The organism is Thalassomonas actiniarum (assembly GCF_000948975.2).
Lineage (GTDB): Bacteria > Pseudomonadota > Gammaproteobacteria > Enterobacterales > Alteromonadaceae > Thalassomonas > Thalassomonas actiniarum.
This window is the reverse complement of the sequence record NZ_CP059735.1, coordinates 4,389,791-4,402,355: the sequence shown is the minus strand read 5'-3', so window position 1 is coordinate 4,402,355 and position 12,565 is coordinate 4,389,791. Positions and strand designations below refer to the sequence as shown.

The 12,565-nt window shown below is 39.7% G+C and carries 13 protein-coding genes; 3 read left to right on the top strand and 10 right to left on the bottom strand.

Features of this window, described 5'->3' with window-relative positions; genetic code table 11:
- Positions 1 to 47 precede the first annotated feature (47 nt).
- The 3 genes from SG35_RS19120 to SG35_RS19110 form a co-directional block, all read right to left on the bottom strand.
- Positions 48 to 1,064, bottom strand: coding sequence for a ParA family protein (locus tag SG35_RS19120; protein ID WP_044834001.1), 1,017 nt, complete (start codon positions 1,062 to 1,064; stop codon positions 48 to 50).
- A 453-nt stretch (positions 1,065 to 1,517) separates the two neighbouring features.
- Positions 1,518 to 2,519: an SMEK domain-containing protein gene (locus SG35_RS19115; RefSeq protein ID WP_044834000.1), complete on the bottom strand. Its 1,002-nt coding sequence runs from the start codon at positions 2,517 to 2,519 to the stop codon at positions 1,518 to 1,520.
- Positions 2,520 to 3,028: 509 nt separating this feature from the next.
- Positions 3,029 to 3,418: a TIR domain-containing protein gene (locus SG35_RS19110; protein ID WP_152646691.1), complete on the bottom strand. Its 390-nt coding sequence runs from the start codon at positions 3,416 to 3,418 to the stop codon at positions 3,029 to 3,031.
- Positions 3,419 to 3,974: 556 nt separating this feature from the next.
- Here SG35_RS19110 and SG35_RS19105 point away from each other — a divergent pair.
- Together SG35_RS19105 and SG35_RS19100 are read left to right on the top strand one after the other, a co-directional pair.
- Complete coding sequence (locus SG35_RS19105) at positions 3,975 to 4,148, top strand: hypothetical protein (protein ID WP_160298322.1); 174 nt, start codon at positions 3,975 to 3,977, stop codon at positions 4,146 to 4,148.
- Positions 4,141 to 4,458: a hypothetical protein gene (locus SG35_RS19100; RefSeq protein WP_152646690.1), complete on the top strand. Its 318-nt coding sequence runs from the start codon at positions 4,141 to 4,143 to the stop codon at positions 4,456 to 4,458. The genes SG35_RS19105 and SG35_RS19100 overlap by 8 nt, the downstream gene beginning before the upstream one ends.
- Before the next feature lie 346 nt (positions 4,459 to 4,804).
- Here the strand turns inward: SG35_RS19100 and SG35_RS19095 are convergent, their stop codons facing one another.
- Positions 4,805 to 5,488: an alkylmercury lyase family protein gene (locus tag SG35_RS19095; RefSeq protein ID WP_044833997.1), complete on the bottom strand. Its 684-nt coding sequence runs from the start codon at positions 5,486 to 5,488 to the stop codon at positions 4,805 to 4,807.
- A gap of 1 nt (position 5,489) precedes the next feature.
- Positions 5,490 to 6,452: a bifunctional helix-turn-helix transcriptional regulator/GNAT family N-acetyltransferase gene (locus SG35_RS19090; RefSeq protein WP_044833996.1), complete on the bottom strand. Its 963-nt coding sequence runs from the start codon at positions 6,450 to 6,452 to the stop codon at positions 5,490 to 5,492.
- Between the two features lie 498 nt (positions 6,453 to 6,950).
- On the opposite strand from SG35_RS19090, the gene SG35_RS19085 reads away from it, so the two are divergent.
- Positions 6,951 to 9,953, top strand: coding sequence for a glycoside hydrolase 5 family protein (locus SG35_RS19085; RefSeq protein WP_053043182.1), 3,003 nt, complete (start codon positions 6,951 to 6,953; stop codon positions 9,951 to 9,953).
- Positions 9,954 to 10,242: 289 nt separating this feature from the next.
- Here the strand turns inward: SG35_RS19085 and SG35_RS19080 are convergent, their stop codons facing one another.
- The 5 genes from SG35_RS19080 to SG35_RS19060 form a co-directional block, all read right to left on the bottom strand.
- Complete coding sequence (locus tag SG35_RS19080) at positions 10,243 to 10,662, bottom strand: hypothetical protein (protein ID WP_044833995.1); 420 nt, start codon at positions 10,660 to 10,662, stop codon at positions 10,243 to 10,245.
- Between the two features lie 174 nt (positions 10,663 to 10,836).
- A complete protein-coding gene (locus tag SG35_RS19075) occupies positions 10,837 to 11,211 on the bottom strand; it encodes a hypothetical protein (protein WP_044833994.1) in 375 nt (124 codons plus the stop codon).
- Positions 11,212 to 11,251: 40 nt separating this feature from the next.
- Entirely contained in the window at positions 11,252 to 11,626 is a 375-nt protein-coding gene (locus SG35_RS19070; RefSeq protein ID WP_044834005.1) for a hypothetical protein, read from the bottom strand.
- Positions 11,627 to 11,689: 63 nt separating this feature from the next.
- Positions 11,690 to 12,064: a hypothetical protein gene (locus SG35_RS19065; RefSeq protein ID WP_044833993.1), complete on the bottom strand. Its 375-nt coding sequence runs from the start codon at positions 12,062 to 12,064 to the stop codon at positions 11,690 to 11,692.
- Entirely contained in the window at positions 12,061 to 12,558 is a 498-nt protein-coding gene (locus SG35_RS19060; RefSeq protein WP_236702628.1) for a hypothetical protein, read from the bottom strand. Before SG35_RS19060 ends, SG35_RS19065 begins: the two co-directional genes overlap by 4 nt.
- Positions 12,559 to 12,565: the final 7 nt, after the last annotated feature.

Below are 12,565 nucleotides of genomic sequence, written 5' to 3'. Positions count from 1 at the left end.
GACCGAAAGAAGCTTAATAAAACTATTTCGGTCTTCACGGTTTAAAATCATATTAATTTAGATACCACTTTATCTATTGCTTCGAGTGATTGATCTCGATAATCAGGCTTAACTTGAACACGGTGACCACTTATAGTCAGTTTTCCCGTTGGCATTGTAGAGAATGCACAACCCCGGGCGAAAGAAACAATACCAGTAGTTCCAAAATCTCTTACCCCAACGGTTCCTTTTTTGACAGCCGTAAAGTTAAAATATTGTGGATACTGCTTTATTAGAGCAGTAACATCACTATCAATGCCTGTTAATACGGCATGATACGCCGATGCAGCTCCCATGTATTGCGTCAATCGGTTCTTGATAATAAGATGGATTTTCGGTAACTCTCTTACTGCATCATTGAGTTTCTTTGCAAATGTATATTTGGCGTAGACCTCCGAAGGTAATTTAAGACCATATATTAATGAAAAAGCATTTTGAATTGCTCTTCTTGATGAGTCGTCAGCCATTACAGGCAAAACAACACGCTGTGACGCAGCTAAAGCAATCTGAGTATACATTGAGAAGCTAGGGTTTGTATCAATGAATACATAGTCATAATCCACCTTATTTAAAAAATCTTTTAACCAATCAATAACACCTAACCAAGCATTTACACCAGGAAGGTCTGCGTTAGCAAGGGTATTCATGGCTATGGCTTGGAGTTCAAGAAGCGGGTCGCCACAGATTAGGTCAATATTTGTAGGAATTGATGGATTGTAACTATGCGGGGTCGTAATAAAGCTATTCGCTTCAAAATCTGGTGATGAAAATGGAGCAGGTAAGCGTATATCAAAATACCCACCAATACTACAGCGCGGTAATTGACCTTGGCACATGAGCAAGTTTTTACTTCCACCACCTTCCTGCCCACCGAGTAGTATTTCGGACAGGTTAGCCTGTGGACACATATCTATAACTAAAACGCGTTTGTCTGAATTTAATTCAGCAAACCGACTAATAGTTTGAAAAGCTAGACTTGTTTTTCCTGTACCACCTTTATTATTCCAAATTGCATAAGTTATCATATAGTTCTCCTGAGTCAAAATTAGACTATACCACGTCCGATTTGGACGTCAAGATGTATTTTTTGGACGTAGGTGGTTTTTTTAATAAAACTACAAACAGCTATGCCTGGCTAGTCCCTCATAACAACAGCTTATTGGTAGTTAAAATATCAAGTTCAAACATTAAAAAATGTATTGATCCTTATATAGTGATTAACGTCTTCTTTGCGCACGGAAGCGACCTTACAAGTAACTTAATTAATTCTGAAAACATCAAATACAGCCAAAGGACAGTTGCTGCCACTGAGCGGAAGTTAGCTACACCCCATTATTGATGTGATGTGCAGTTACTTTGAAGCAAGAAGCGGACATTAACGCCCAATTAATAAGTGAGCCAAAGCTGCCGAGCGAATTGCGCAGCAATTGGCGTGACAGCTTTGAGCGAATCTTAATTTAATTGCTTGTTACATATCATTACGCTAAGCACGAAAAATCGCATTCCAATAGGATACGCCTAAGTTTATTTATATCTGAGTTGCAAAAACGTTTAATCGCACAAAATAAATTAGTCTCATCTAATTCACCTCTAAAATATGGTTCAAGTACTGTTATGTACCTGTCATCTCCATGAGGATCATATTCTTCATTAACAAACAATAAATCTTGAGCTTTCAGAACTTGAAATATTTGATGCCCATAATCTCCAAATGCCTGAGCAACTTGATTTGTTGGCATTACGACATTATTTTCGTCTTGATGCCCATACATATCTGTAGCAAATTGCCCTTGAGCAACTACATAAAACAAGTATTCCCTTTGGTTCTTCGTTAAGTTTGAGATTATTTGTGCTAATGACTTAATATCACCCAAAAGCAGCTTTATATACTCAGATTCATTTTCTAAACCCAAAAATGCGATAAAAGCATCTGGTATCGGAGTGGAGTAGGTAGTCATTAAACCAGATGGCAAGATGCTATCACTTTGTTCAACTCGGCTAACTAGGTTTTCAGACAAGTAACTATCTATATAAAACACATCTCTATCTTCTAGGGTACTAATTTTTTTATACAAATCATTAAGATTAATAACACTTGTTTCTATTTTATCATCAGAAAGTGTACAAAGATCCTTATTTGATATAATAAGGAACATCAAAGAATCAAACTCTCTATCCAATTGTTTGTCTTTGAACTTAGCTACAGTACTTCTGAACTTTTGGTTTGTCGATTCAGAAGTCACTTGAATACACAATTTAGAGCTATAATCCGCAAGATCTATTGCTGGGTAATTATCCTGTATTGAATTCATATCACGCAGTCGTAAATTGTACGCTATATTTAGGACGTCAATAAATAATCGTTCTGCACTCTTATTGATATCATTAAAACCTGCTTTGTTCTGAATAGTCACAACATTACTGAAAGTAGCAAACCTTTCTGCTATTGCTTTGAGAACATTTTCTCTTCTAATATCCATATTTTAACTTCTTAGTTGATTGTGAAATGTAACAGCTTATTACGTAGACGCCTCAGTAATTCCCATCTACTTGATTGAATAATAAAGTAACTCGAAATCCTTAAACTTCAAACCTTTAATGTCTATTTTGTATTGTTATTTGCAGATAAACTTAGTTATTACTGAGAACTCTCAGTAATCAGACATAAATAATTCATTAGAAAATATACGGGAAAATTTTTTAGGTTAATTTCCGCTCTGCGCACTAACCGGTCATGCTATTACAATTATGCGGTGAGCCTTAGAAATAAAGGAAAGTTTAAAGCCAAGTATCAATCTGCTCTCACTTTACCTGTATATAACAAGTTGCAGAATTTACTTATTGTTTTTTAAGCTGATTGTTAAAGAGGAGTGTCGTCAGTTATTTCCCTAAAATGTAATCTAGAACATCCACAAACTATTTTATTATGGTAGTGGCTTGGCATCAGAAAAGTGTCAATTTGTGGATGTTCAAAGTAGTTAATACAGTATTACTTGTTTAATTCTTCAGCTATATCGGAACCTTTCCATTTTACCTTTGTATGAGGTATTTGCCTCAACAGGTTTGGTACTCCACCATACGTATTAGGTAAATTAGTTACTACGATCTTAAGTCCCTTAGACACTGCAAGATCAGCTTCCCTATTGATCCAAGGGCTATTATGATTATTATCTCCTACAACAAAAAAAGCAGAATCACATCCTGACATTACATCTTTAATTTCTTTATCAATAGCAGTGTCGCCGTGGGCTGAAACATCATTTTCGACAAAAATAAAGCTACCTCTTACTGGACCTCCATGTGATTGCATAAAATTTTTAATACTATGACTTATTTCTCGGTCATTGAAATTGTAAGAAACGAAAATACGATTTGTCACTTTATACTCCTTTATATAATTAAAAATACAACAACGTAGGGCAGCGAAAAATTAATACCCTTTAATTTCGTTATGGGGTCATAACTCATTTTTACAATTCATTAAAAAATATATGGCGAATTTTTATAGTAATATTAACTATTCGTACGAATTGGTCATACCATAATAATCATGCGGTGAGCCTTAGCAATAAGGGAAAGTTTAAAGCCAAGTATCAACCTGATCTCACTTACCTTTATACAACAATCTGAAGAGCTAACTTATTGTTTATAAGGTTGATTATTAAAGAAGGATGTTGTCAGTTATTTCCCCAATACTCTCGCCCAAAACACCTCAGGTACTGTGGATTTATATAGTGTTTTGTACTATACCTTAAAGGGTTAAACAACAATTTATCAACAACCAGAGGAGGTGTTTTTCATTACCCGTGAAGGGTTAATAAAGAGCAATTGTACAACCGGCAAAGCGCCGGGTAACAATTAAGCGCTACCCCTGAGTGCTGTAACACTCAGCGGCAGCTAACCACAACAGATACTACACTGTAGAGGTATCCATCATGGCTAACCCTAATGATATGCCAGAGTTTCACTCGGTTAAAGTTTCTTTAACAGAAAATATACCAACCCCCCAATATCCGCCAACAACTCATGCCGCTATTGTCACCAATACCAGTAACGGTGACAATATTTGTGTGCAGTTAACACTGATGAGGGGCTGGTATTATGTCTGAATCACACTCTACCTCACCTTCCACCTCAACAGATGCTTCACAGGATGCTCCCCTTGAGCAGGAAGTCACCATGGAGCAGTGGTCGCGTGATTTTCTTGATCTTTGTGATGACTTTGGTCAATTCAGTCAGGAATGCGCCTTTCTCTTTGATGCGTTCGCTGCGGTTGCCCAAGAGCCTGAGTGCATTACACCAGATACCAGTGAAGGTATCAGGCATGTCAATTTTTGGCTTAAATACCAGGCCATAGGTTATCGGGAGAAAATAAACCGGCTGCATGATGGCTGGAAAGTTCTCAAGCGTAAACAGTAAGGTGAAATAAGATTTACACAAAATAGGGCGGGTGAGTTTATCGTGAGCATGGTCTGAACCAGGTTAAAAACTCACCCACTTTTAAATGAAAAATAAGATAAAAAACAATACGTAGAATTAATGCCAATTAATATGAGACAGCCAAAACTGAATGATACCGATGACGACCATTTTTAGTATCAAGGTTCGGGTGTCCACGCTTGGTTTTTTATTCATTACAATGGCTGTTAATATATAGAACAACATAATAAAAAGCCGGATGTGGAAGGAATACATACGGAGTGTGTTAGTCATTAACACAAAAAGTTGATCAGCCAGGTTAACTGGAAACGCTGTTATGTCTCACCTAAAACCTGCCGGCATTTGAGGGCATATTCCATATTGAGTGGTTAAGTTCAAATCGCTGAAAGATATCTTTAGCTTCATCGACACGCCATTTAACCCAGTTCGAGTTCAAATGGTTTCCGTACCAAACTTTAGAAAACTCCCAGATTTTATCTATTGGCTGGATGTCGCCTTTTGGTATTGCATGGCGTTTACACCAACCCTCGATATCATTTGATGTTTCAAACATTAGCATGGTACTACAGGTGAAAGTTACGTTGTCCCAAGCATTAATCATAGGTATAGGGAAGTGAATAAATAGGTTGTTGTTCTTGATTTGTCCGTCTTTAATTTCAATAGTAATTTGTCTGGACTCTCCCCCCAAAGTTGTCGTTATTGTTAAATCCTGCTTCAGTAGGGCGGCAGCACCAAGTGAACACCAGGCACAGTTTCCCCACCAACTTCCGGTTTTAGATTCAATCCAAAAATTTGTCGGGGCTGTGGAAAAAGGATGCATTACCCAAACTTCTGAAGAATTCGGGTGTAAAACTACGCCGTGATAATCTTGTAGTGCCTTTAGCGCTTTAATGACTTCAGTTTTTGAGACATCAAAATGCTGTGATATATCATGAATTTTTGGCGCATAGCCAAGGCTAACGATATGTTTCATGATGTAATAATGAAGACTTGAATTGTTCAATTTCATCTTATTTCCCCTGCCGAGGTTGCACATCGCTTAAATGCAGTTCCATTTGCACGTTACACCGTTCATATGGCGATATTGCCCCTTTAATGTGCTTAAAGCCTAATTTAGTATATAGATTGATTGCTGGGGCTAAGACGCTATTACTTTCCAAATAAAGGCGTTTAGCGCCTAATAAACCGGCTCTTTCAATAATTTTTTGCCCTAAAAGTAAACCAATACCTTTTCCTTGGGCTTTTGGTGATACTGCCATCTTGGCAAGTTCATAATTGTGATTATCCATTTTTATTAACGCGCAACAGCCGACAGGAGTGCTATTATCCAGTGCGATGAGAATGGCTCCTGACTGATTTAATATATACTCTTCGGGATTGTCTAATGCATCGAAGTCAGGTTTTTCCAACTGCCAGAATTGGCTTATCCACTCGACATTTAATGCTTTAAAAGCGTTTTGATAGATAGGTGCATAATCAACAATTCGGATATTATTATCACCACTTTCGTCGTCAACTCTCGAACTTATCGGGTGGTACTTCAAATGCCTGTGAGTTACGGTTAATGCTTCCCATAAGTTAACGCCTGTCTCTTGTGTTAGTCGTTTCATTGCTAAATCAACAGCGTCACACTGCTGCTGCATTGCAGGGATCATATCTTGTGCCCGCTTATTTAGCTTGACCAGAGTGACGCGAGAGTCTTCAGAAGATTTATAACTTTCAATTAAATCCGAAGCTTTCATTTCCTTAACAATTTTACTTACGGATACGTGTGAGTGTTTAATTTCTCTTGCGATATTTACAACTGATTCAGCACCTTTAGACGCCAAAACATAAAAAACAGGGAACCATTTAGGGTCAATTTCAAAATTGAACTTTTCATAAGTTTTTTCTGCATCTTTAGATACTTCTGCTGCTAAATGTCTCAATGCAGTACCTAATGCGACATGACCTAATTCGCTATATGATTTCATTTTTCAAAACTCCGTAACCAGTTACGGATATATTAGTCGTGAATTTATAATCTTGTCAAAACTATTTTTTATCTCTTATTTTTGTCCCATAAAACACCTCAAAATTAACTGAAATAAATGATAGGTGGCGCACTTCTCTGTTGAACATGGGTTCTGTGCTAAATCGCTTAAAACCTTAATCTCTCCCAAAGATAAACAAGCCCCAGCAATATTGTTTTATTCAGGGGTAATTTCATTCCTCTCAAAAATGTAACCGGTTGCCTTTTGTGTGGTAACCGGTTACATTTTAATCGTTGCGAAAGTGACTACTAAGACTTGCTTTTAAAGAGTGTTTATTTTTTCTGTTTAATGGCTGGTCGAGGTATAGGAAGGAATAACAACTATAAAAGTACCGTTTATAAAGGCCTTACAGCTTATTGAGCTTATCGCCGGATTAAACAAAACCTCCCTTTAGTTTGCTCTGCTCAGGAGCAGGCTAAAAAATAATAAGGTTAACCAATGAAATATAACGATTACAACAAGTGCAAAATTAACCCTACCACAATAACAGGCTTAAAAAACAAACCAGGTGTGGCTAGTTCAGGCAGGAGGGTTGCGCTAAGCGCACTGCTTGCCGGTCTTTTACATACCAGCCCGATATATGCGAAAACGGTCAATTTTAGCGACAGCTTAGACAATTTAACTAAACTGTCGCAGTCATCCGGTAATCTGTCTATCGATAGCAGCAATGCCGGTTATTTTGGCAATGATACTGGCCGGATAAAACGCAATACCAATAGTGCAGAGTATGTTGTTTATAACCTGACAGGGGATATTTCCCAAGTTGCGATAACAGCCCACTTTTGGCGCACCGAAGCCAATACCGGGGACTTTATTTTACAAGGTTCCTCTGACGGGGTTTCCTACAATAACCTTACCGTTAGCAAAGCATTGCAGGGGGTTGGCGCTGGCAACTGGGAACAGGTTGATTTGTCGGCCAGTATTGCTCAGAGCGACGTTAAGTATGTAAAGGTGATCTTTCCCGTACTTGCCGGTGGCAATGCCTGGAATCCGCAGATCAGTAACATCAGCATCGACTATGACGACGGCACAGTAGACCCTTGTGCTTCTGCGCCCGGCGCTACCTTAACTCTCACCGATGGCATGGAAACCTACAACAAGATGTACCATGGCTCAGGTGGTTTGCTGCGGGATGTCACCAATACCGGCAATTTTGGTGGTGATGACGCCAGGTTATGGCGCTTTTTGAAAAATCAGGAATATATGATTTATAAGGTTGACGGGGATATCAGCGAATTTACCCTCACCAGCCATTTTTGGCGCAACGACAATACCGTGCTTGATATTGAGTTTTACCTGTCAAAAGACGGCGTGAACTACCAGCCGCTAAATGTTAATAACACTAAATATGGTGTTGGTAACGGTAGCTGGGAAAAAGTAGATTATGCTTTGGCGAATATAACACCGGGCTACGATTTTATTAAAGTGGTTTATCCGTTAACCTCGGATGATGCCAGTTCCTGGCATCCGCAAATAGGTAACCTGGTTTTGAAATATGTCAGCAATCCGGGCAATAGTTGCGACAACATAGCAAAAGGGGGGCCGGTATCTGGAGGCTCAGCGCCAAAAGCCGTGCCAGCCCAATATAGTGCTAAAACCAGCTTTGATTATTACATTACCCGCGACGGCAATAACATTTATGACGGCGCTGATTTATTTAAGTTTGTTTCTTTTAATGTGCCTGAATTACATGTACAGGAATCGCCCTACTGGGGGGTAATAGACCCGTTTGAACAAGAAGATGCCATAAAAACCATAGCCGCCATGGGCGCCAAGGTTACCCGCACCTATGTATTGTCTATATTCAATGATCAGCGGCCAGAGCGCACTAAGGTACATATTAATATTGATGGTAACGGCGAGTTGGTGTTTGACGAAGACTTGTTTGTATCTATGGATCGCATGCTTAATTATGCCAACCAGCATGGTGTGCGTATTATCTTGCCTTTTATTGACAACTGGTCTCACTGGGGCGGTTATCAGGATCTGGCAAAAATGCGCGGCATCAGCGCAGCTGACTGGTGGAGCAGTGCCCAGGCGAAGCAGGATTACAAAACTATTGTCTCTTATGTGCTCAACCGGGTAAATACCATTTCAGGTATTCCTTATAAGGATGACCCGGCCATTTTTGCCTGGGAAACCGGCAATGAGTTAAGAGACACCACCGATGCCTGGACTACAGAAATGGCCGCTTATATTAAAAGCATCGACAGCAATCACCTGGTATTAGACGGTAAAGATGTCAATATTTCCGAAGCCGCCATTGTTGATCCCAATGTTGATCTTATTTCTAATCATTATTACGGCGGCGAATTTACCGAGCGTTTCTATCGCGACTTTAACTGGGTAGCCGGACGTAAGCCATTTTTTATCGGTGAATTTGGTCTGGAAAGTACGGACCAGGTACGAGATACCCTGGATAAAGTTATCGCTGAAAACGCATTGGGGGCTATGGTCTGGAGCCTAAGACAGCATGACGCCTATGGCGGCTTCCTCGATCATGATGAATGGAAAGGCATACGCGCCTATCACTGGCCGGGTTTCAGTGAAAATAACGCTTATGATGAATTTAATATGGTCAATCTGGTGTGGCAAAAGTCTTATGAAATTCAGGGGCTGGCACAGCCCGCTATTTCAGCCCCGGCCTCTGCGCCAACCTTATTACCTGTCACCAATGTTGGCGATATTCGCTGGCAGGGGGTGGTGAATGCCAGCCATTATGATATTGAACGCACCCGGACACCCGCAGACAATGCCAGCTGGCAAGTGGTTGGCAGCAACATAGTCGACGGCAGCACCGCCGCCGCTGATATGATGGTGCAAAATGTTGTCGACTGGACCGGTGTCAGCCATAACAATGTTACGGTTCCCAAGTTGTTTTCAGACAATAATACCTCCGCCAATACCAACTATTATTATCGCGTTAAGGCGAAAAATAGCTCGGGTGCCAGCGGCTACTCTAATGTGGTGATGTATGACGGTGGTGAAGTGCTTACCACTTTGACGGATCCGTTAGCTGATTTTACTTTGATCAATAATCATTCGCCTAATCTGACACTGGATGCCAGCAACCCGCACTATTTTGATAATGATGTAAGCCGGATCAAACGCAGCTCAAACACCAGTGAATACCTGGTGTATGATACACAGGCCAGTATCACAGGTTTTACTTTGACCAGCCATTTCTGGCGCACCGACAATGTTGGTGATTTCACCATAGCTTTATCAAGCGATGGTATTAATTACAGCACTTATAATGCCACGGTAAATAACGCAGGCGTGAATGCCGGTAATTGGGAAACTGTCACTTATAGCGCTAGCGGTATTGCGCAAAATGCCCGTTACCTGAAAGTTACTTTTCCACTGAATACTTCAGGCGGTAGCTTTTGGCACCCACAATTAGGCAAGGTTGAAATTACTCACAGTAATTCAGCGCAGTAAAACAACAGGGTAAATTTGCTCATGCACTAAAACTCAAGGCAGCATACAAGGTATGCTGCCTTTCTTTTGCCGCGCCGGTTAAAACTACTATCAAAGTGATACCAGCTCCGACAAAATGAGTTGTTCAGATGGCTTGTGTGGAAGTACAGATGATTTTGATAAAGTTGGCGATAAAAGAATCGCTGTGGTTATAACTTTCATGAAGGGACAACTCCAACAGGTAACCACTTACTTCGCTACTGCACCAAAACTTCAGGCCTTTAATTGCGTTTAATCTGGGACCGTTTTGTTATGAACTCTTTAACTCTTCTAATAAGTTATGAATCTCAGCTTTTAATTCTTTATCGATAATTTTATTGCAGCTGACTTTAGCTTTTTCTAAATGCGCAATCGCACCGGTTTTATCCCCCAGCTCGACTTTCAAAGAGGCGATTGAAAAGCCAATGGATGAACAAAAATCTTTAGAGTTAATCGCTTCAGCCTTAACTAAAGCTTGTTCATAAATGGTGATCGCTAATGCTAAGTCATCGGTAAAATCAGCTAACGTTTCCCACTGTACCGGATGGTCTTTATCGGTATTTTCATTTTCTTCACACAGTTTTTTTAACTCTGAATAATAACCATCAAATCTCTTTTGATTTTGCTCTTGAGCAGCCGCCATTAAGTCACCTGTGAGCGACAGTACTCTTTTGTATATTTTGGTATTCATGTTTTGGCCTTAACAGTGATGGTTTACGGAGCATTAAGCGGTAATTATAAAGCTTTTACAACAACTAAACAGTAACTTAGTGACATAGATGACAATGAGCAGATAGGGTAAAGAGCGCGAGATCATCAGTAAAAAAATTATGTGGGATCGTAAAAGCACTACCGTCTTTATGTTTTAATCCAATAATCCCAGAGCATTTAATAGCAGTAATAATGCTGCCGAAAGTCCTGAGATGGTCAATAGCCAGTAAAAAACAGCGGCAAGCACTTGATCAAACTTAGTTGTATTTTCAAATAATAAATCTGAATTTGCATAAAGGTATGAAAGCGGACTTTTTTCTAATTTTCGGCTCCAACTCCGGGGCATTGCCAGTGCCTGTGCGACATTAATAATATCCCAGCCACTAGAATACTCAATGCCTAAGGCATCTTTGGTCTTGGGGTTTTTCCTTAATTTTCTTACCGTTATTTGTCCGAACAGAACATATAAGATACAAGCCAAAAATATAAAGATAGCATCAAAAGCTAGTAACTTTGAAAATGTGCTCATCACCGGTACCTGATGTATGAAAGCTGCTTCACAAGCTGATTTATTCCAGTAGACCTGTTGTCACTAAGCAAACCCAAGTTACGATTAGTATGCCTGTTATCGTAAACGTCCAATAAAACATTTTAGCTAAAATGCGATCGAATTTGCTGGTATGTTTTATGAGCAAATCAGCATCGGAGTAAAAGAAAGACATTTGTGTTCTTTTAAACTTCCTTATCAGTGCGATTGGTAAAGCAAGAGATTGGGCAACATTGATAATGTCCCGGCCACTGACAAGCTCCATGCCTAATTCATGTTTTGTCTCTGGATTTTTTATTAACTTTTTAACAGTTAGCTGTCCGAAAAGAATGAAAAGTATCCATGATATTATCGTACAGCAAAGTATTATCCCTAAAGTTAAAGTCGCATTATTCATTTGAGTCACTAACTTTATTGGCTATCAATGTAGTAATGTTAAAGTCCTGTCATATTTTATGCCTTAATCAAAGAAACCAAAGGTATTCATAAGTATTAATATGGCACCCGAAAATCCGGTAAACATCCATAACCAATAAAAAATAGCGGCAAGTATCCGGTCAAACTTATTAGTATTTTCAAATAGTAAAGTTGAATCAGCGTTGATAGAGGAAAGTGGGCTTTTTTCTAATTTCTTACTCCAACACTTCGGCATAGCCAAGGCTTGCGCCGCGTTCAGGATATCCCAGCCACTCATAAACTCTAGTCCGAGGACATCCTTTGTTTTAGGGTTTTTTCTAAGTTTTCTTACCGTTATCTGGCCAAATAGCACGAAGAATATTCCGGTAATTACGCTTAGTAAAATAATAAAAGCGACCAGTATTTGTCTTTCTGTCATGATGAAGTAATCCAATTCATAAGTGAACCGTAGATACCACCGGCATCATTTGTAATTATATAGTTGGTGGTCATTGAAGCACCTGCAGCGGCACCGACAACAAGAGCTCCTCCTATAATTAAACCGACCCAGCCTATGGGAGTAGATACCATTAATAACCCAAGTCCATAACCACCAGCTTTTAAAAAGCCTGTTCCAATAGCCGCACTAGCTGCAAACCCACTAGACTCAATAAATAACTGCCTGTGCCAGTTACCACCAGTTCTGTGAGTATTTTGGATATTACCTACCCGGCTGGTAAAGTCGATAACGGCCAGACCATTACCTAACAATTTAGTGTATTTGGTAAATTGAACCAGCTCACTGGCTTGTGCCTGGCTGGTAACATCCAGCTTAGCGACATTACGGCTGCTTCTGACGATATTTTTGCTTCTGTCCAGGTTGCTGAGCGCGGTACCGCGCCGGGATTTTACCTGGGCCGTAACCGACTCCATTTCATGG